This is a genomic window from Actinoplanes sp. NPDC026619 (assembly GCF_040638295.1).
In the GTDB taxonomy this organism is placed as follows: domain Bacteria; phylum Actinomycetota; class Actinomycetes; order Mycobacteriales; family Micromonosporaceae; genus Actinoplanes.
In genome coordinates, this window is the sequence record NZ_JBEZYA010000006.1 from 185,624 (window position 1) to 204,060 (window position 18,437).

At 68.8% G+C, this 18,437-nt stretch carries 18 protein-coding genes and 2 riboswitches; of the genes, 10 read left to right on the plus strand and 8 right to left on the minus strand.

Annotated elements, in window-relative coordinates; all coding sequences use genetic code 11:
* Positions 1-15 precede the first annotated feature (15 nt).
* Positions 16-1,173 carry a neprosin family prolyl endopeptidase gene (locus AB0E90_RS15820; protein WP_360404904.1) on the minus strand — a complete coding sequence of 386 codons (1,158 nt, stop codon included), beginning with the start codon at positions 1,171-1,173 and terminating at the stop codon, positions 16-18.
* Positions 1,174-1,451: 278 nt separating this feature from the next.
* On the opposite strand from AB0E90_RS15820, the gene AB0E90_RS15825 reads away from it, so the two are divergent.
* The 4 genes from AB0E90_RS15825 (at position 1,452) to AB0E90_RS15840 (ending at position 3,593) form a co-directional block, all read left to right on the plus strand.
* A complete protein-coding gene (locus AB0E90_RS15825) occupies positions 1,452-1,691 on the plus strand; it encodes a hypothetical protein (protein ID WP_360405515.1) in 240 nt (79 codons plus the stop codon).
* A complete protein-coding gene (locus AB0E90_RS15830; protein WP_360404907.1) occupies positions 1,637-2,443 on the plus strand; it encodes a CorA family divalent cation transporter in 807 nt (268 codons plus the stop codon). Before AB0E90_RS15825 ends, AB0E90_RS15830 begins: the two co-directional genes overlap by 55 nt.
* A 263-nt stretch (positions 2,444-2,706) precedes the next feature.
* Entirely contained in the window at positions 2,707-3,180 is a 474-nt protein-coding gene (locus tag AB0E90_RS15835; RefSeq protein WP_360404910.1) for a cysteine dioxygenase family protein, read from the plus strand.
* Positions 3,174-3,593 (plus strand): rhodanese-like domain-containing protein, encoded by a 420-nt coding sequence (locus tag AB0E90_RS15840; RefSeq protein WP_360404913.1) that lies wholly within the window; start codon positions 3,174-3,176, stop codon positions 3,591-3,593. The genes AB0E90_RS15835 and AB0E90_RS15840 overlap by 7 nt, the downstream gene beginning before the upstream one ends.
* Here AB0E90_RS15840 and AB0E90_RS15845 read toward each other — a convergent pair.
* Complete coding sequence (locus AB0E90_RS15845; protein WP_360404916.1) at positions 3,590-5,260, minus strand: MFS transporter; 1,671 nt, start codon at positions 5,258-5,260, stop codon at positions 3,590-3,592. The two genes, AB0E90_RS15840 and AB0E90_RS15845, sit on opposite strands and share 4 nt — an antisense overlap.
* A gap of 51 nt (positions 5,261-5,311) precedes the next feature.
* Here AB0E90_RS15845 and AB0E90_RS15850 point away from each other — a divergent pair, with 51 nt between their 5' ends.
* Together AB0E90_RS15850 and AB0E90_RS15855 are read left to right on the plus strand one after the other, a co-directional pair.
* Positions 5,312-6,025: a TetR/AcrR family transcriptional regulator gene (locus tag AB0E90_RS15850; RefSeq protein WP_360404919.1), complete on the plus strand. Its 714-nt coding sequence runs from the start codon at positions 5,312-5,314 to the stop codon at positions 6,023-6,025.
* Positions 6,026-6,095: 70 nt separating this feature from the next.
* The gene (locus AB0E90_RS15855) at positions 6,096-7,640 is read left to right on the plus strand and encodes a GGDEF domain-containing protein (protein WP_360404922.1); all 1,545 of its coding nucleotides are present in this window, start codon (positions 6,096-6,098) and stop codon (positions 7,638-7,640) included.
* Here AB0E90_RS15855 and AB0E90_RS15860 read toward each other — a convergent pair.
* Positions 7,637-8,194 carry a hypothetical protein gene (locus tag AB0E90_RS15860; protein WP_360404925.1) on the minus strand — a complete coding sequence of 186 codons (558 nt, stop codon included), beginning with the start codon at positions 8,192-8,194 and terminating at the stop codon, positions 7,637-7,639. The two genes, AB0E90_RS15855 and AB0E90_RS15860, sit on opposite strands and share 4 nt — an antisense overlap.
* A gap of 68 nt (positions 8,195-8,262) precedes the next feature.
* Positions 8,263-9,264, minus strand: a complete 1,002-nt coding sequence (locus AB0E90_RS15865) for a LacI family DNA-binding transcriptional regulator (protein WP_360404928.1) — start codon at positions 9,262-9,264, stop codon at positions 8,263-8,265.
* Between the two features lie 73 nt (positions 9,265-9,337).
* Between AB0E90_RS15865 and AB0E90_RS15870 the strand changes: the two genes are divergently transcribed.
* Positions 9,338-10,564, plus strand: a complete 1,227-nt coding sequence (locus AB0E90_RS15870; RefSeq protein WP_360404931.1) for an MFS transporter — start codon at positions 9,338-9,340, stop codon at positions 10,562-10,564.
* On the opposite strand, the gene AB0E90_RS15875 is transcribed toward AB0E90_RS15870, so the two are convergent.
* Together AB0E90_RS15875 and AB0E90_RS15880 are read right to left on the minus strand one after the other, a co-directional pair.
* Complete coding sequence (locus AB0E90_RS15875) at positions 10,553-10,891, minus strand: Atu4866 domain-containing protein (protein WP_360404934.1); 339 nt, start codon at positions 10,889-10,891, stop codon at positions 10,553-10,555. The two genes, AB0E90_RS15870 and AB0E90_RS15875, sit on opposite strands and share 12 nt — an antisense overlap.
* 86 nt (positions 10,892-10,977) lie before the next feature.
* Positions 10,978-11,577, minus strand: coding sequence for a TetR/AcrR family transcriptional regulator (locus AB0E90_RS15880; protein WP_360404937.1), 600 nt, complete (start codon positions 11,575-11,577; stop codon positions 10,978-10,980).
* A 180-nt stretch (positions 11,578-11,757) separates the two neighbouring features.
* Here AB0E90_RS15880 and AB0E90_RS15885 point away from each other — a divergent pair, with 180 nt between their 5' ends.
* Both AB0E90_RS15885 and AB0E90_RS15890 read left to right on the plus strand, forming a co-directional pair.
* Positions 11,758-12,654, plus strand: a complete 897-nt coding sequence (locus AB0E90_RS15885) for an ABC transporter permease (RefSeq protein ID WP_360404940.1) — start codon at positions 11,758-11,760, stop codon at positions 12,652-12,654.
* The gene (locus tag AB0E90_RS15890; protein WP_360404943.1) at positions 12,611-13,423 is read left to right on the plus strand and encodes an ABC transporter ATP-binding protein; all 813 of its coding nucleotides are present in this window, start codon (positions 12,611-12,613) and stop codon (positions 13,421-13,423) included. Before AB0E90_RS15885 ends, AB0E90_RS15890 begins: the two co-directional genes overlap by 44 nt.
* A gap of 18 nt (positions 13,424-13,441) precedes the next feature.
* On the opposite strand, the gene AB0E90_RS15895 is transcribed toward AB0E90_RS15890, so the two are convergent.
* Positions 13,442-14,452, minus strand: a complete 1,011-nt coding sequence (locus tag AB0E90_RS15895; protein WP_360404946.1) for a hypothetical protein — start codon at positions 14,450-14,452, stop codon at positions 13,442-13,444.
* 4 nt (positions 14,453-14,456) lie between these two features.
* Positions 14,457-14,593: riboswitch (cyclic di-AMP (ydaO/yuaA leader) on the minus strand.
* Positions 14,594-14,801: 208 nt separating this feature from the next.
* Positions 14,802-14,938: riboswitch (cyclic di-AMP (ydaO/yuaA leader) on the plus strand.
* Between the two features lie 3 nt (positions 14,939-14,941).
* Between AB0E90_RS15895 and AB0E90_RS15900 the strand changes: the two genes are divergently transcribed.
* Positions 14,942-15,976, plus strand: coding sequence for a hypothetical protein (locus AB0E90_RS15900; RefSeq protein WP_360404949.1), 1,035 nt, complete (start codon positions 14,942-14,944; stop codon positions 15,974-15,976).
* Positions 15,977-16,011: 35 nt separating this feature from the next.
* On the opposite strand, the gene AB0E90_RS15905 is transcribed toward AB0E90_RS15900, so the two are convergent.
* Positions 16,012-18,378, minus strand: coding sequence for a glycoside hydrolase family 65 protein (locus AB0E90_RS15905; RefSeq protein ID WP_360404952.1), 2,367 nt, complete (start codon positions 18,376-18,378; stop codon positions 16,012-16,014).
* Positions 18,379-18,437 lie beyond the last annotated feature (59 nt).

An 18,437-nucleotide genomic window follows, 5' to 3' on the forward strand; every position in this document is an offset into this window, starting at 1 on the left:
CGCGTCACGAGAACCTTACTTGGCGACGTCCGCACAGGTGGTGGACGTGCTGCCGCCTCCGCCGTACCGGAATGTCCGGCTGCTCAGCGCATTGGTCGGGTAGACCGGGTACGAGTTGGGGTCTTCCTTCGTGTTCTCTTCCTTGCCCGGGAACGGCCGGATGTACGGAGCCGCGGTGGGGGCCGGCGTCGACGAGGTGTTGACCAGCGTGAAGGTGCCGATGTAGGCCGAGGTGCTCAGCGACGCGTCCTTGCCCGTACCCATGTCGGTGCAGGGGACCTTGTTCTTCGAGGCAACCTCACCGAAGGCCTGGAAGAAGCCACCCTGGGTGAACTTCACGTTCTGGTCGCTCCACAGCGTGGCCGGGAAGTAGCCGACCCACTCCGTGTCGTACGCAATCCACCAGAGGCCGTCCGCGTACTGAATGCCGAACTTCTTGGCCGCGCCGGTCGGCAGGGTGCTGCCCGGCCAGACGGTCTTGCTGTACTGCACGAAGCCGCAGTCGTTGTAGCAGATGCCCTCGTTGTTGATCCAGTAATAGATGAACAGGTGCGGATCCTCGGAACCCTTGTTCACGTTCCGGTCGACGGTCCAGCCGACCTCGATCTTCTGCGCGTTCTCGTCTTCCGAACCGGACTGGACGACCACCTCGGCGAGGCTGTGGTAGTCCTCCGGGGCGAGGTACGGCTTGGCGATGTACAGGTTGGCGTACATCCCGTCCGCCGTCGCGCCCTGCGAGGCGACGTCGTAGTTGAAGTAGGCGTCGTCGCTGTTGCCGCTGCCGGGGGGCTCCGGCGGAAGGAAGCCGTCAAGCGGCTCCGACTTGAGGAACTTCTTCGCGTTACCGCCGCCCTTCGGGGCGTAACGACCGTGCGGCGTGGTCGAGCCGCTCTTGTCGGCGGGCGCGGCGGCCGCGCCGGAGTCCCGCAGCGACTTGCTGCTCGCTCCGGCGGCGCCCCGCTTGAGCGTGGTCGGCCGCGAGCCCCACGGGAGAACCGAGGGCGGGGTGGCGAGCTTGTCCGCGTCGTCGGTCGGGGTGCCGGCGACCGGCTGCTGCCGGGCAGCGCCTGAGATCTGCTCCGCACCCGCGTTCAGCGTCGAGGCGACGCCGATAGCGCCGACTACGGCTACGGCAAGGCCGGCGGCGAGTAGACCGCGGCGTGACTTCAACACGTGTCCGTCCTCGTTGATTTGGGGGGTCGGAGGAGGTGGGCGAGGCAGCCTCCGGCACCGGTTCTCGGCGGCGTCGCCACCATATAGCCTTCTCGATTCGCGGTGCGATCGCCGACGGGATTTCCGTCTTAACGGCTGAGGCACCTAGCCGATCCGGTGAATGAAAGTGTGGTTTCTGGCACACAGCGTGTTCACGCGGTTGCTCAGAGACGGATTTTACGCGTTGTTCGGAAAGAGGCAAACAGCTAAGAGCTTCTTTCAGGTCTAGCGTAAAAGCCATGGCCGGGATTCAGGTCCTGTCGCTGACCGGCGGCAAGATCGAAACACACGCGGTTGCCGAGGTCGGAGCGCTGTTGACGCAGCCCGGCGCACTGGTGTGGGTGGACATTCCGGAGTGTACGGAAGAGCGATCTCCCTGCTCACGGACGTTTTGGAGTGCCATCCGCTGGCCCTCCGGGACTGCATGCAGCGCAACCGCGTGCCACGTGTCCGGATTTATCCGCATCAGCAACTCTTGATCCTGCACGGGCCGGAGCGCGGCCCGTCCGGCCACGTCCACTATCTCGAACTCGATCAGATAATCGGCGATAAGTACGTCGTCACCGTGCACGGGCCGATCAATCCGGCCCTTTCTGGGGAAGTCGCTCTTCGGGAGACCGAAGTGGTGCGCCGCCGGCTGACGAATGGCCGGTTACGCCCGGATTCGCCGTATGAGTTGGCCTACGCGATCACGTCGGCATTGATCCACCGGCTCGAGGTCTTCATCGAGGAAGTGACCGCCGATGTGTGGCATCTGGAGCAACGGGTCACCGGCGGCCAGCTGGGCAATCCCGAGGAGTTCCTGGAGGAGCTGTTCCAGGCCCGGCACGGCCTGCTCGCGGCACGCACGATGGGCGCGCTCGGCGCCGAGGTGTACGGCCGGATCGCCGTCCTCGGGGCCCGCGTCTCCGCCGACGACCTGCCCCTGGTGAACGACCTGGTCGACCAGCTCACCCGGATCAAAGGGCTGGCCGACGGCGAACGGGAGTACCTGCAGGGCGTGATCGAGTTCTACCGGGCCCGGGCCGAGACCAAGATGACGGTGGCCGCCGAGCGACTTGCCGTGATCGCCGTGGTGACGCTGCCGATCACGGCGCTCTCCTCGATCTACGGCATGAACATCATCGTCAACGACACGACCCGGCTTCCTCAGCTCCTGGCCGTGCTGGCAGTCATGGCGATCATGTCCGCGCTGCTGCTTACCTGGGCCAAGCGCCGCGGTTGGTGGTAATCCTAAATTTCGGAACCGGGTTGACTGGTGATCACCGCCCGGGCCAACATGGCTTCATGCAGCGGACGGGCATCCCTCTCGTCGCCGACCTGGCGACCGATCTGGCGCATTGCGCCAGCGCTTGCTGTCACAGCTGAGCTGCGACTTCTCAGTTTCTAGCAGACTTCTTCGCACGAACCTCGGCGCGTACGGCTATCCTTGGCCGCAGTCGGGCGTTAACCCTATAGGATTGATGGGCAATGTATGCAAAACGAGGAGCTCCCGTGACTGCCGTCGACACACGCCTCGACCACCTCGCTGTCGCCACCAGCTACGCCGCCACGCCCGAGCAGTGGCCGGTCGCACCCCGCTTCAACCCGGTCAGCCGGTGGTACGAGCGTCTCGCCGTCGCCGACGACCATGAGGTCTGGCTGCTGACCTGGCTTCCGGGCCAGTCCACCGAGCTGCACGACCACGGCGGTTCGGCCGGCGCGTTCCACGTCTTCGCCGGCACCCTGACCGAGGACACGGTGTCGCTGCCGGCCGGCGGCCCGGCCCGGATCACCGGCCGTGAGCTGGGCGAAGGCGCCGGTCGCCGGTTCGGCACCCGGCACATCCACCGGATCGCCAACCGGTCCTCCCGCCCGGCCGTCAGCATCCACGTCTACGGCCCGGCGCTGACCACCATGACGAAGTACCGCTTCGGCGCCGAGGGCCTCGAGGTCCTCACGGTCGAGAACGCCGGGGTGGAGTGGTGACCGCGGTCCTCTCGCGCCCCGCCCCGCCGCCCGGCTCCGTCGGCATCGACGAGATCCTGGGCCGGGCCCGGGCCCGGCTCACGCGGCTCGGCCCGCTCGAGGTCGCCGAGGCCGTCGAGCGGGGTGCCGTGCTCGTCGACATCCGGCCGGCCGCGCAGCGGGCCGAGTTCGGCGAGATCCCGGGCGCCGTGATCATCGAGCGCAACGTCCTCGAGTGGCGGCTCGACCCGCGCAGCGACGCCCGGCTCCCGTGGGCCGGCAGTTACGACCTGGAGGTCATCGTGACCTGCCAGGAGGGTTACACCAGCAGCCTGGCCGCGGCCGCGCTGCAGGACCTGGGCCTGACCCGGGCGACCGACCTGGCCGGCGGCTACGCCGCATGGCGCGCCGCCGGCCTGCCGGTCACCGCTTAGTCTTCCGGCCTGGCCTTCTTCGGCAGTAGGAAGGCCAGGCCGAAGGCGAGCATCAGCAGGAGCACGGTGACCCCGACCGTACGGATCGTGGTGTCCTGAAAGCCGGCGCGCACCTGCTCCGCGGCGTACGCCCCGATCTGCGGGTTCCCGCCCGAAGACACCGCGCTGTCTCCTTCACAACTGACCGGCACCGTGTCGGGGTCGTCCGCGGCCGAGCGGTCGCGCAGGCAGTCCCGGAGGCCGGCGATGACCGCGGGTTGCGCGTCGGCCGGCACCCCGGCCGTGGTGAGCACCGTGCGCAGCTCGCCGGCCGAGCCGTCCACCTGCGACACCACCTGGCCCGGCAGCAGCGCGAAGAAGATCGTGCCGAGCACCGCGATGCCGAACGCGCCGCCGAGCTGCTGCACCGAGGTGAGCGCGCCGGAGGCCGAGCCGGTCTCCTCGTCGTCGACACCGGCCAGCACGATGTTGAAGAACGGCGCCATGGCCAGACCCATACCCGCGCCGACCAGGACCATCGAGGCAATCATGTGGTACGGCGTGATGTCCGCCCCGGCCAGTTGGACGGTCAGCCCGAACGCGGCCACGCCGATCGTCATCACGACCGTGCCGAACAGCAGCAGCTTGCGACCGAGCTTCTCGGTGAGCCCGGCCCCGGCCGCGATGAAGCCGGCGACCGTGCCGAGCGCCTGCGGCAGCGTGGTGAGGCCGGCCTTGAGCGGTGAATAGCCGAGACCGATCTGCAGGTAGAACGTCATCACCAGGCCGGTGCCGATCAGCGCGCCGAAGAAGACCAGGCCGAGCGCGAGACCGCCGGAGAACGCCCGCTTGCGGAACAGGCTCGGCGTGACCAGCGGATCGAGGTGGTTGCGCTCGCGCCGGGCCTCGAACATCGCGAACAGGCCGAAGACCACGACGCCGGCGGCCAGCATCACGAAGCACCAGACCGGCCAGTCCAGCTCGCGGCCCTGCACCAACGGGTAGAGCAGCAGGAACGCGCCGACCGCGGCCAGCAACACCCCGATCCCGTCGAGGCGCGGCGCCTTGGCGCTCTTGAACTCGGGCAGGAACTTGATCGCGCCGAGCACCGCGAAGAGTCCGAGCGGCAGGTTGATGAAGAAGATCATGCGCCAGCCGGACCCGAAGTAGTCGGCGTCGACGAGCCAGCCGGCCAGGATCGGGCCGCCGACCGAGGAGAGGCCCATCACCGGGCCGAACGCGCCGAACGCCTTGGCCTGCTCGGCCGGGGTGAACAGCTGCTTGATCATGCCGAGGCCCTGCGGCAGCATCACGGCGCCGAACAGGCCCTGCACCGCCCGGCCGACGATCAGCTGGGTCGGTGTCAGGGCGAGGCCGCAGGCCAGCGAGGCGAGCGTGAAGCCGACCGCGCCGATCAGGAACATCCGCCGGCGACCGAAGATGTCACCGAGCCGGCCGCCGGTGAGCAGGCCGATCGCCATGGCCAGCGTGTAGGCCGCGCCGAGCCATTGGATCAGGCTGTAGGACCCGCCGAGCTCGGTGCGGATGGATGGTCCGGCGATGTTGGTGACCAGGGAGTCGAGGAGGTCCATCACCTCGACGGCGAGGATCACGAAGAGCGCGACCCACCGATGTCGATAGGTGCCGGGGGCGCTCGTTTCGATTTTTTGAACAGTGTTCGTCGTCACGAACACTGTTCTACTGGCGAACGGCGTTCGCGTCAAGTAAATTAGGCGACGATGAAAGAGCCACCGTGGCGCCCCGGCGTCGTCCGCCGGCCGGCCAAGCCCGAACGCCCCGCCAAGACCCCCCTCAGTCAGGCGCAGATCGTCGAGGCCGCCCTGCGCATAGTGAAGGTCGACGGCGTCGACGGCGTCAGCATGCGGCGCATCGCCGCCGAGTTCGACACCGGCCCGTCCAGCCTCTATGCCCACGTGGCCAGCAAGGACGAGCTGCTCCAGTTGATGTTCGAAGAGGTGTGCGGCCTGGTCGAGCTGCCACCGCTGGACCCGGCGCGATGGCAGGAGCAGGTGCGCGAGGTGGCCCGCTCCGGCCACCAGGTGCTCCTCGACCACTACGACCTGGCCCGGGCCGCGCTGGGCATGATCCCCAGTGGACCGAACGCGATGCGGATCTCCGAGGCCCTGCTCACCCTGATGCTGGCCGGCGGCGTTCCGTCGCGGGTCGCGGCTTGGGCGATGGACCGGATCTTCCTCTACATCACCGCCGACGCCTACGAGATGTCGCTGTGGCGCGGTGAGGCCTACGCCGCCGCCGGCGAGATCGTGGAGCTCGGCGAGGACCTGGTGGCGTACTTCGAGGAGTTGCCCGAAGACGTCTATCCGAACCTGCGCAAGTACGCACGCGACATGATCGGCGGCGGCACCGAGGCGCGATTCGAGCTCGGACTCGACCTACTCGTTGGCGGTCTCGACAAATTTGTCACGAAATGAGCGATCAACGACGTCTTCAACATCGACAACGCGACCTGTTGATCTGAGCGGTTTTGTTGATACTGATCGGATGGACGGTGGTTCTCGATTGCCGGTGCCGGTAACGGCGTTCGGTCCGCTTCATCTGCTGGCGATCCGGGTGCATCGGCTGGCGAACACCGGCCGGTGCCACGAAGCGATCGACGCCGCCGACGCCTACCTCGAGATCGCCCGCCGCTGCGGCGACGACCGCACCGCGCATTTCCTGCTGCAGGGCAAGATGTATGCCAACCTGCACATGGGCCGGCACCGCGAGGGCGCCGAGTTCGCCGACCGGTTGCTGCATGCGCACCGCGTCGCCGGTTCCCCGCTCGGCGAGGCCAAGACCCTCTGCGACCTCGCCCACTTCGACGTCCTGCGCGCCCGCTACGTCGACGCCATGCGCAACCTGGCCCGCGCCGCCGTCCTGCTGGACCTCCCGCACCCCGGCCGCGACCGCCGGATCTCCGCCCTGTGCTCGTTCGCCGAGGCCGCCACCGCCGCCGAGATGTACGAGACCGCATCCGCCACCTACGAGCAGCTCAGCGAGGCCACCAGCGCATTCGACCTGGTGCACGCGACGACGCTGCTCTATTGGGGACTGCGGCTGGCCCACATCGGACGGCACGACGAGGGCGCCGCCCGCCTGCGGCGCACCGCCGCGATCACCCGCCCGGTCGTCGAGGACCGCCCGGACGACGTGGTCACCGCCGCGATGCTGGCCCTCGCCCTGGCCAAGTTGGGCGACCTGATCCCGGCCGAGAAACTCGCCCGCGAGGCGATCATGCCGCTGCGCACGGCCGAAAATTATCAACCGGCCCGGATGGCCCACCTGGCCCTGGGCATCGTGCTGCGCGCGCAGGGCGCGCTGGCCGAGGCTCGCCGCGAATTCGTCGCGGCCCGCGAGCTGTGCGCCTTCGGCGGCCGCCCGGACGAGAAACCCATCATCCGGTACGAGTTGGCCCGCACCGCCCTGGAGATCGGCGACAGCGAATCGGCGCGCGACATGTTCGACGCCGTCGAGGGCCAGACCCGCGAGCTGTGGCGGGTCCGCCTGCAGCGCGTCGCGATGCTGCGCCAGGCGCGCCAGCAGGAGGAGGCCGAGGCGGCCAGGGCCAGGGCGGAACGCGAGGTGCTCCGCGACCCGCTCACCGGCCTGGGCAACCGCCGCCGCTTCGACCTGCTGCTCGACCGCATCGACCGGGGCCGCCTGGTGGCGCCGCTGGTCCTGCTGCTGGTGGACGTCGACCATTTCAAGGCGGTCAACGACGCCTTCTCGCACTCGGTCGGCGACCGGGCCCTGCGCGAGGTCGCGCACATCCTGCGAGCGCACTGCCGAGCCGAGGACGTGCCGGTCCGCTACGCCGGCGACGAGTTCACGCTCTTCCTCCGCGGCGACCTGACGGTGGGCCGCGAGGTGGCCGAACGCATCCGCATCGCGGTTGCCACCTCGAAAATCATCCCCGGCGTAGACCTGACGGTAAGCGTCGGCCTGGCCACCCTGACCAACGGCATGTCCGGCGACACCCTCTTCCGCCAGGCCGACGACCGCCTCTACGCCGCCAAACACAGCGGCCGCAACACCATCGCGTCCTAGAGGGGTTTTACGACGCCGGATTTGCCGCTGTAGAGGCTTCGGGCGCCGGTTACGTCGCGCGGGGTGTCGGGAGCGTCCAGCCAGATGATGTAGGGGGCGCCTGAGGTCAGGCCGCTGATGGTGGCGGAGACCGTGCAGTTGTCGCCGGCCTGGACGGTCTGCCAGGTTCGTTCGGGCTGGGGGCCGGCGACCACGCCCTGCAGGACCGCCGAGATGCGGTAGTAGGAGCCGTACTTCGACGGCCACTGGACCGTGAAACCGCCGGCGATCGGGGTGACGACCATCGGGATCAGGACCAGGCCGATGTTGTCCGGCCAGCTGACCCCGCACGCCCCCGACGTGGGCAGGAACGACACCGGCGGCAGCGCGGACTTCGGGGAGAAGGTGCTGTTCGTGCCCGGAGCGGCGGTCGGGCTTCCGGAGGTGACCCGCACCCAGGGGGTCTGCGTCGGAGTGGGTGACGCCGAGGCGGTGGGCGTCGCGTTGCTGGTGCAGCCGCCCAGGGCCGACGACGCTGCCGCCAGCGCGAGGGCGAATTTGCCGATCCGCCGCATACGTGCCCCTTACTCCCCGCCTCTCCCCTTCCGATCGGCGCGTCCGGGGTCACGCTTAGCCCTAACCCCTACGGCGGGGACCCGGTCGTTCCGCGGATCACCAGCCTCGGCGGGATGACCACCTCGCGGTTGGTGACGTTGGCGCCGGCTATCCGCTCGACCGCCCGGGCCACGGCCAGCGTGGTCAGCGTGTCGGTGTCCTGGGCGACGGTGGTGAGGTCGATGTGGCCGAGGCGGCTGAAGGTGCTGTCGTCGTAACCGACCACGCTGAGGTCGCCGGGGATGGCGAGACCCTCCCGGCGGAGCACGTCGAGCAGGCCGGTCGCGGCCAGGTCGTTGAAGACGGTGACCGCGGTCGGCGGGTCGGCGAGCAGCGCCTTGGCCGCCCGCGCGCCGTCCTCCTCGCCCGGGCCGCCGGTGACCACCCGCGCATGCTCCTCCAGGCCGTTCCGCCGCATCGCCTCGCGGTAGCCCTGCCGCCGCTCGGCCGAGGCGATCATGCGGCCGCCGTCGACGTGCGCGATCCGGGTGTGCCCGAGCGTGACCAGATGGTCGACGGCCAGGCCGAGACCGCGCAGGTCATCGGTGCGCACCACGTCGATCGCCCGGTGCCGGACGCCGCGCAGCAGGGTGACGACCGGCAGGCGGGCCGCGATCGCGGCCAGCTCGGCGACCGGGATCTGCGGGCCGAGCAGGATCAGCGCGGCGCAGCGGTCCTGCAGGAGGCCGCCGATCGCGGTGCGCTCGTCGCGGCGCGGGGTGACGGCGCTCAGGGTGAGCTCGTAGCCCTGCTTGTCGGCTGCGTCGTAGAGGCCGGTGAGCAGATCGTGCTGGAACGGGTGCTGCACGCCGAAGACGACGCCGAGCAGCCGGCTCTCCCCGCTGCGCAGCAGGCGGGCCCGGCTATCGGGCTGATAGTCGAGGCGGCGGGCGACCTCGAGGACCCGCTGCCGGGTGGCGGCGCTGGCGCCGGGGGCGTCGCGCATGACGATGGAGACCAGCGCGACCGAGACGCCCGCCTCGGCGGCGACGTCGGCCAGCGTGGGTCGGCGTTGCTCTCCTGCTCGCATGACCGAAGAATTTACTTGTGATCACTAGAACGTTCTACGACGCCACGGACTAGAACGTTCTAGAGTTCGTGACGTGGAGAAACTCACCGCCGGTCGCCGCTGGGCGGCCCTGCTTGCGCTCGCCCTCGGCGGCTTCGGCCTCGGCCTCACCGAGTTCGCGGCGATGGGCCTGCTGCCCGAGGTGGCTCAGGACCTGCTGCCGGAGGCGTACGCACGCTCGTCCTCGGACGCGGTCGCCACGGCCGGCTGGATCATCACGATCTACGCGCTGGGCGTGGTGGCGGGGGCGCCGACGATCGCGGCGCTGACCGCCCGGGTCGCCCGCCGCAAGCTGGTGCTCGGGCTGCTCGCGATGTTCCTGATCGGCACGGTGGCGTCGGCGCTCGCACCCACGTTCGGGTTGATCCTGGCCGGGCGGTTCGTGGCCGGGCTCGCGCACGGGGCCTACTTCGGCGCGGCCGGCCTGCTCGCCGCGGCCATGCTCGGCAAGGGCAACGCCGGCAAGGGGTTCGCGATCGTGCTGAGCGGGCTGACCGCGGCGAACGTATTCGGCGTCCCACTGATCACCGCGCTCGGGCAGGCGGCCGGCTGGCGGATCGCGTACCTCGCGGTCGGCAGTGTCTTCGCACTGACCCTGCTCGCCGTGCTCGCCGTCGTGCCGGAGGTGCCCGCCGCTCCTGGCGGCTCGCCCCGGGCCGAGCTCAGCGCCTTCCGCTCGCCGCAGGTCTGGCTGGTGGCACTGGTGGCCGCGGTCGGCTTCGGCGGCTTCTTCGCGGTGAACACCTACATCGCGCCGATCACCACGCACGTGACCGGATTGTCAGAGTCGGCGGTGCCGTGGGTACTGGCCGTGATGGGCCTCGGCATGGTCGTCGGCAACGCGATCGGCGGTATCGCCGCCGACCGGAACCTGCGGCGAAGCGTCCCGCTCGGGTTCGTCGGGATGGTCGCCGCCGCCGCGCTGTTCGGCCTGATTGCGAGTAACCCGATCGGTTTGTTCGCGGGCGTGTTCCTGATCGGCGCGGCCAGCCTCTTCATGGGCCCGGCGCTCCAGTCGCTGCTGATCTCGGTGGCCCCGGGTGCCCAGTTGATGGGCGCCGCGGTCAACCAGTCGGCCACCAACCTGGCGAACAGCCTCGGGGCGGCGCTCGGCGGCCTGGTCATCGCGGCCGGCTGGGGTTACCTCTCGTCGGCCTGGCTGGGCGTCGTGATGGCCGCGGGCGGCCTGTTCCTGGCCCTGGCCAGCAATCGGCTGGCGGCCCGCCGGCCGGAGGTCCGGGAGCCGGTGCTAGTGGGCTAGGCCCAGGCGGTGGCCGGCCATCTCCAGCTCGCCGTCATAGAGAGCGACCGGAGTGTGCAGGCCCGAGTCGTGATCGCTCAGGGTCATCAGCGCGCCGTCGATGTGGTAGGTGCCGTGGGCGCGACGCCTGCGGCCGGCCACCTGACCGTCGTACGTGCCATCGGTCTTGATGTCGAGCCGGACCGTGCCGTCCTCGCTCAGCCAGAGACCCACCGGCGCCGACAGCATGACCCGCGCGGGCTTCGGCCCGGGCTCCGCGGCGCTGCCGCCCATCACCAGGGCGAGCAGGGCGTTGGCGTCCAGGACGGTGGTGGACTGCGGGCGCATCGGGGCTCCTGGGGGCTCGGGGTTGGCCCCTAACTTCGGCCACCCGGGCCGCGACCTGGAGTGCTTGCCGGTTGCAGCTCGGTAGTTCAGTTCGCGGCCTTGAGCGCCGCGGTCACCGCCACGATCATCTTGTCCAGGTAATCGTCCGGCAGCTGGGTGCGGGCGACCGCGAGCCGCCAATAGAGCGGGCCGAGGAACAGGTCGACGGCCAGGTCGGGGTCGGTGCCGACGGGCAGCTCGCCGCGGGCCACCGCCTGGCCGATCAGCTTCTCGCCGACCGCTTGCTGGTGGGTCCGCAGCGCCTTCTGAAGGGTCCCGGCGATCTGCGGGTTGCGGGACGCCTCGGCCATCAGGTCCGGGATGATCTGCGACGCGATCCGGTGCTGGAGCGCACGACTTACGATCATCAGGAGCAGTTGGAGGTCACTGGCGAACGCGCCGGTGTCGGGCAGTGGCACACTCCGGCCGGCCACATCCGAAACAATCTCGAGAACCATCTCGAGTTTGTTGCTCCAGCGCCGGTAGATTGCGGTCTTGCCGACCCCGGCCCGGCGGGCCACGGCCTCGATCGAGAGCCGGCCGTAACCGACCTCGGCCAGCTCGGTCATGACCGCGTCGCGGATCGCCTTGGTGATGTCGCCACGGAGCACCGCGGCTCCGGCCGGTGCACGCTTCGCTGTCGCCACGCGAACATCATACGCCAGGACGTAACGGTTGCGTTCCGCCGTTCGGTCGGTTAATCTCACGGCACGTCGATACGAACCCGTTCCGTCGACAGCAGCTTGGCATGCTTCATAGTTGTGTTCTCGCGGAAAGCAACAGGCCCCGACGACCCCATCGGTCCGACGAGATCGGAGCACCACCCCATGGCTCAGACGACCGTCGTCGAGTCCTACACCGAGCCCTCGGCGAAAGAGCAGGCTCGGAAGTATGGACTGGGCACGGCTGGGCGCCTGCCCAGCCTGCCGGAATACACCAAATTGCTGTGGTCCTACCGGCACTTCATCTGGGAGTTCGCCGGCGCCAAGGTCTCCGCCTCGCTCGGCAACACCCGGCTGGGGATGATCTGGCAGGTCCTGACCCCGCTGTTCAACGCGGGTGTCTACTACATGATCTTCGGCGTCCTGCTGAACACGAAGCACGGGACCACCAACTTCATCGCGTACCTCTGTGCCGGTGTCTTCATCTTCGGTTACACGCAGACCGTGGTGCAGACCGGCGTGCAGGCGGTCAGTGGCAACCTGGGGCTGATCCGGGCCTTGCACTTCCCACGGGCCAGCCTGCCGATCTCGGTCACCCTGGTCGAGGCGCGCAACATGATCGCCTCGATGACCGTGCTGGTCGCGATCATGCTGTTCACCGGCGAGCCGATCACCTGGCAGTGGCTGCTGGTCCTGCCGGCCCTGCTGCTTCAGACGATCTTCAACGCCGGCGCCGCCATGTTCGTCTCCCGGCTCGGCTCCAAGCTGCACGACCTGCGCCAGCTGATCCCGTTCGTCATGCGCGTCTGGCTGTACGGGTCGGCCGTGCTCTACCCGGTCACGCAGTACACCCAGCACCTGCACGGCTGGAAGCTGGCGGTGATCGAGGCGAACCCGATCCTCGTCTTCATCGAGCTGATCCGGCACGCGCTGATGGAGAACGTCACGCTGGCCGGCAGCCCGATGCTGCTCTGGATCGAGGCGACCGTCTGGGCGCTGGTCGCCGGCGTCGGCGGTTATGTGTACTTCTGGCGTGGAGAGAAGGGCTACGGCCGTGGCTGAGACCGAACGGGTCCCCACCGTCATCGCGGACAACGCGGACATCATCTACCGCATCCACGGCTCGATCGGGCCCCACCAGTCGTCGCCGCTGAGCAGCTTCAAGCGGCTCGTCACCCGGCAGAAGAGCACCGCGGTGCGCGAGGTGCACGCGGTCAAGAAGGCCAGCTTCGTGGCCTACAAGGGCGAGGCGATCGGGCTGATCGGCACGAACGGCTCGGGCAAGTCGACCCTGCTGCGGGCGATCGCCGGGCTGCTGCCGGTGGAGCGGGGCGGCGCGATCTACGCGGCCGGCCAGCCGTCGCTGCTCGGCGTCAACGCGGCCCTGATGAACGACCTGTCCGGCGAGCGCAACGTGACGCTCGGCTGCCTGGCCATGGGCATGACCCCGGCCCAGGTCAAGGAGCAGGTCGACGACATCATCGAGTTCTCCGGCATCAACGAGCGGGGCGATTTCAGCTCGCTGCCGATGCGCACCTATTCGTCCGGCATGTCGGCCCGGCTGCGCTTCGCCATCGCCGCGGCCAAGAAGCACGACGTGCTGCTGATCGACGAGGCGCTGGCCACCGGTGACGCGAAGTTCCGCAAGCGCAGCGAGCAGCGGGTCCGCGACCTGCGCGCCGAGGCCGGCACGGTCTTCCTGGTCAGCCACAGCGAGCAGTCGATCCGCGACACCTGCGAGCGCAGCATCTGGCTCGAGGGCGGCGTGATCAAGGCCGACGGCCCGACCGAGGACGTGATGAAGGAGTACGAGACCTTCGTCAAGAAGTAGGTCCCGTACTCCCCCGGGTTACTTCACCGATAGATGTACGTGGTTGGTGTGATCGCTGGATGGATCGCCGTTGCCACCGCTGTACGACTTCCAGCCGCTGCTGGGCAGCCAGATGCGTCTGAACCAGATGACGTAGAGGACGCCCAGCCGGCTGGAGTTGTTGATGAAATAGTTCGCCAGGTTGACGCCGTACGTCTTGCTGCTTCCGGTGGCGACCCCGCCGAAACCGTCCTTGTCGGCCGCGAAGTCGCAGGCCCGGCCCTTGGGATGCTCGCCGCTGTTCTGCTCGCGGAAGCAGTGCGTGTAGTGGGTGAAGCCGGCCGCCCGCGCCTGGTTGTAGGCGAACAGCATCCGCTGGGTGATGCGGCCCCCGCTGGTCGGGTCGTCCACCGTGCCGCTGCCGCCCGAGAACGTGCCGGACGTGTCGCTGCTGCCGCCGTCGGTCGACTGCGGATCGTCCTGGCCGGCGTTGGCCGCCTTCAGCGCGCCCTCCGCCTGCGCCTTGCGCTTGGCCATCACGCTGACCTGCTTGGCCTGGTCGCGGATGGTGGCGTCGATCCCGAGCTTCGCCTGTTCCTGCTGGTCGCGGGTCTGCTTAAGGTCCTTGATCACCGCTTGCTGCTTGACCGCGACCGTCTCGAGGGTCACCGCCCGGTCCAGGAAGCCGCTCGCCGAGTCGGCCGTGAGCAGGGCGCTCATCGGCCCGAGCCGGCCGGTCCGGTAAGCCTGCGCGGCGATTTCGTCGATCGCCGCCTGCTTCGGGCCGAGCTGGGTGTCGAGTTCCTTGACCTTGGCGGTCAGCTGGGTCTGCCGCGTCTTGGACTTGGCCAGCGCCTCCTGGGCATCCACGTAGCCCTTGGACGCCGCCTCGAGCTGTTGGATCAGCGTCTTCGAGCCACCCTCGCCGTCGTCGCCGGTGTCACCCGGCGCCGCGCTCGCCGGTGTTGCCACCGCGAAGGCCAGCCCGGCGACTGCCATCAAAAGGGCCAGGAATGCCGCAGAACGGCGGCGGACAGTTTTCTGCCGCACAAAGGTTTCCTTCCGTCGGCCGCCGACCGAGTTAGCTGACGGGTTCGGGATGGAAGTGATCCCTACCGCGGTTAGGCGGATTCACCCCAAGGAACGTGGTTCCCCGGCTCGCCCTCGCGGGCGATTAAGCGGCGATCCCCCGGCTGGAGATCGGGACCGACGATACTCATGATATTGATTGATCGACAGTTCTCGTACTGTGCGCAATTCGATGATGACCTTGCGTGACAAAAGCACGGAGAGTCGCCGGAACGTCACCGCATTCACATTTCCCGAGCCCTGCCCTATAGCACGGCCTCGGGTAAAGTAGGGCCGGTTCTGCCGCCGAAGGCGCCGCCCCCGAGGTGCCGGCAGACCACCGCCTAATCGCCCGCGAGGGCGTGCCGGGGAACCAGGTCAGTGGGGTGAATCCGCCTAACCGCGGTAGGGATCGCTTCCATCCCGAACCCGTCAGCTAACTCGGTCGGCGGTCAACTGGAAGGAACGTGCATGTCCGTACGCCCGCGCCGGTGGCTGACCCTAGCCCTGGCACCGCTCGTTGCGGTCGCCTTCTTGGCGGCGCCCGCATCGCCCGCGAGCGCCGACCCCGACACTCCGTCGACGTCCTCGGCCCAGCCCGACGAAAAGGGCGACGACAACGCCGACCAGACCCTCGATGACGTTCTCGAGTCGTCGAACCGCAAATACGTGCAGGCCAAGGCCGCGGTCGCCAAGTCGACCACCGCCCAGAAGCAGCTGACCGTCAAGGTCACGCTCGCCGAGGCCAAGCGCAATGTCCTCATTCCCGAGGTCAACGCGATCGCGGCCCAGCAGTACCGCACCGGCCACCTCGGCACCGTCAGCTTTCTGCTCGGCAGCAACGGCTCGGATGACTTCCTGGCCAAGGCGGTCTCCCTCGAGGAGATCAACACGCTGCACGACAAGAAGCTGCACGAGCTCAACGAGGCGATCGACGAGGTCAACACGACCAAGGCGGCACTCGACGCCGAGGTCAAGGCGGAGCAGACCAACCTGACCGCGATGGCGAAGCAGAAGCAGACCGCCGACAAGGCTCTGTCGCTCATCGGCGGCGCGGGCCTCACCGCCGGATTCGTGGACGCCACGTCGAAGGTCGCGGCCCCGGCGCCCCGCAATTCCGACGGCGGTTTCTCGCCCGAGAAATGCACAGTGAACGATCCGACGACCAGCGGTTGCATCACCGCCCGCACGCTGCACCTCTACCAAGAGGTGAAGAAAGCCGGCTTCAACAACTTTGTCGGTTGTCACCGCGACGGCGGGCCGTTCGAGCATCCAAAGGGCCGGGCCTGCGACTGGTCGTTGCAGAAGAGCGGCTTCTCGGAGTCACACAACGCCACCATGAAGAAGTACGGCAACGACCTGATGGCGTTCCTCGTGCGTAATGCCGACCGGCTGGGCATCTACTACGTCATCTGGTATGCGCAGATCTGGTTCCCGGCGACCGGCTGGCATGCTTATCACGGGGTCAGCAATCACAAGGACCACGTACACGTATCACTGCTCTGAAAAAAAAGCCCCCGCCGGATCGGCGGGGGCTTTTCTCATTCCTGTGGGGCCCGGCGCACCGGGGCGCGACCGGCCGGCTGGGTCGGCGGCGGGCCGACCGGACCGGCCGGCGGGATCGGCACGGTAACCGGCTTCACCTGGGTGACCTCGACGTCCTTGCCGTGGTGCTGGATCACCAGGCGAGCCGACCCACCGCCGTTGCGCAGCGAGTAGGTCACCTCGTCGGAGGTGACGTTCACCCGCAGCCGCAGCCCGCGCCAGAGCAGCGAGAACTCCAGGTTGTTGATCCGGCTGGGCAGCCGCGGCGAGAACGACAGCTGGCCGTTGAAGTCGCGCATGCCACCGAGGCCCGCGACCAGCGAGATCCAGGTGCCGGCCAGCGACGCCACGTGCACGCCGTCCCGCGAGTTCTGGTGCAGGTCGTGCAGGTCCATCAGGGCGGCCTCGCCCAGATAGTCGTGGGCCAGCTCGAGGTGCCCGACCTCGGCCGCCACCACCGCCTGGATGCACGACGACAGCGACGAGTCCCGGACGGTCCGCGCGTCGTAGTAGGCGAAGTTGCGCTGCTTCTCCTCCGGCGTGAACGAGTCACCCCGGATGTACATCGCCATGACCAGGTCGGCCTGCTTGACCACCTGCTTGCGGTACAGATCGAAGTACGGATAGTTCAGCAGCAGCGGGTACGCCTCCGGCGGCGTGTTCTCGAAGTCCCACTCCTGCAGCCGGGTGAAGCCCTCCGACTGCTGGTGCACCTGCAGCTCCCGGTCGTACGGGATGTGCATGGCCGCCGCCGCGTCCCGCCAGGACGCCATCTCCTCGTCGTCCACGTTCAGCTGGCGGGCCAGGTCGGGGTGCCGCTTGGCCGCCTCCACCGCGCTGAACATGTTCTGTTGCGCCATCAGGTTGGTGTAGATGTTGTCGTCCACCACAGCGGTGTATTCGTCCGGGCCGGTGACGCCGTCGATGTGGAAGCGGCCGTGCCGGTCGTGGTGGCCCAGCGAGCGCCACAGCCGCGCCGTCTCGACCAGCAGCTCGAGACCGACCTCACGCTCGAAGTCGTAGTCGCCGGTGGCCTGCACGTAACGGCGGACCGCGTCGGCGATGTCGGCGCCGATGTGGAAACCGGCGGTGCCGGCCGGCCAGTACGCCGAGCACTCCTGCCCGCGGATGGTCCGCCACGGGAAGGCCGCGCCCTGCAGACCGAGCGTCTGCGCGCGCTCCCGGGCCAGGTCGAGCGTCGAGTGCCGCCAGCGCAGCACGTCGGCGGCCGCCGCGGGCTGGGTGTAGGTCAGCGCCGGCAGCACGAACGTCTCGGCGTCCCAGAACGTGTGGCCGTCGTAGCCGGGGCCGGAAAGGCCCTTGGAGCCGATCGGCCGCTTCTCGGCGCGGGCGCCGGCCTGCAGCGTGTGGAACAGCCCGAAACGGACCGCCTGCTGCACCTCGGCGTCGCCCTCGATCTTGACGTCGGAGTGGTCCCAGAACGCGTCCAGGTATTCCTGCTGAGCCTCGAGCAGGCCCTCCCAGCCGTCCAGCCGGGCGCTGGCCAGGGCCGCACCGACCTGGTCGCGCAGGGCGGGCAGCGAGCGGTTGCCGGACCAGCCGTACGCGGCGAGCTTCACCACCCGCAGCTTCTGGCCCGGGGCAACCTTGGCGGCGACCGTGGTGCGCAGCCAGTCGGGGTGGCCCTCGGTGGTGATCTCGTGCCGGCCGGGCGCGTCGACGAAATGCTCGACGGCGGCGGCCATCCGCAGGTCGCTGGCCTTGGTGCGATGCACCAGGAGACCGCCGGCGCGCTGCTCGAGCACCTCTTCGGCCTGCAGCGGATGGTCGAGGACGGCGGCGACCCGCGGGTCCTTGCTCATCGGCGGCAATTGCTCGTTGGCGACCAGCTCGGACTGCAGGATCAGCCGGGTGGAGGCGTCCAGCGGCTCGACCTCGTAGAGGAAGGCGACGACCGAGCGCTGGGTGAAGGACACCAGGCGCACGGTGCGGACTCGAATGGCCTGGCCGGACGGGGAGACCCATTCGACGGTGCGCTCGAGCGTGCCGGCGCGCAGATCGAGGATCCGCTCGTGCGCGCGGAGCTCGCCGTACCGCACATCGAAGGGCTCGTCGTCGACCAGCAGCCGCATCAGCTTGGCGTTGGTCACGTTGATCATCGTCTGGCCGGACTCGGGGAAGCCGTAACCAGCCTCGGCGTACGGCAGCGGGCGCAGCTCGTAGAACGAGTTCAGGTACGTGCCCGGCAGGCCGTGGGGTTCGCCCTCGTCCAGGTTTCCGCGTATCCCGATGTGCCCGTTGGCCAGTGCGAACACCGATTCGGACTGGGCCAGCAGGTCCAGGTCGAGCCGGGTCTCCCGAATGTGCCATGGGTCCACGGGATATGCCCGTTCACGGATCACGGTGGTGCCTCTCGCGAATGAGTAAGAGAAAAGTCGTGAAGATATAAGCGCTGATACGT

What these genes read in the sequence shown, in the direction of transcription:
- AB0E90_RS15900 (WP_360404949.1), top strand. Translation starts at nt 14,942, where the DNA reads ATGTCCGTACGCCCGCGCCGGTGGCTGACCCTAGCCCTGGCACCGCTC.
- AB0E90_RS15830 (WP_360404907.1), top strand. Translation starts at nt 1,637, where the DNA reads ATGCAGCGCAACCGCGTGCCACGTGTCCGGATTTATCCGCATCAGCAA.
- AB0E90_RS15860 (WP_360404925.1), bottom strand. Translation starts at nt 8,194, where the DNA reads ATGCGGCGGATCGGCAAATTCGCCCTCGCGCTGGCGGCAGCGTCGTCG.
- AB0E90_RS15850 (WP_360404919.1), top strand. Translation starts at nt 5,312, where the DNA reads ATGAAAGAGCCACCGTGGCGCCCCGGCGTCGTCCGCCGGCCGGCCAAG.
- AB0E90_RS15890 (WP_360404943.1), top strand. Translation starts at nt 12,611, where the DNA reads ATGTGTACTTCTGGCGTGGAGAGAAGGGCTACGGCCGTGGCTGAGACC.
- AB0E90_RS15825 (WP_360405515.1), top strand. Translation starts at nt 1,452, where the DNA reads ATGGCCGGGATTCAGGTCCTGTCGCTGACCGGCGGCAAGATCGAAACA.
- AB0E90_RS15865 (WP_360404928.1), bottom strand. Translation starts at nt 9,264, where the DNA reads ATGCGAGCAGGAGAGCAACGCCGACCCACGCTGGCCGACGTCGCCGCC.
- AB0E90_RS15875 (WP_360404934.1), bottom strand. Translation starts at nt 10,891, where the DNA reads ATGCGCCCGCAGTCCACCACCGTCCTGGACGCCAACGCCCTGCTCGCC.
- AB0E90_RS15855 (WP_360404922.1), top strand. Translation starts at nt 6,096, where the DNA reads ATGGACGGTGGTTCTCGATTGCCGGTGCCGGTAACGGCGTTCGGTCCG.
- AB0E90_RS15885 (WP_360404940.1), top strand. Translation starts at nt 11,758, where the DNA reads ATGGCTCAGACGACCGTCGTCGAGTCCTACACCGAGCCCTCGGCGAAA.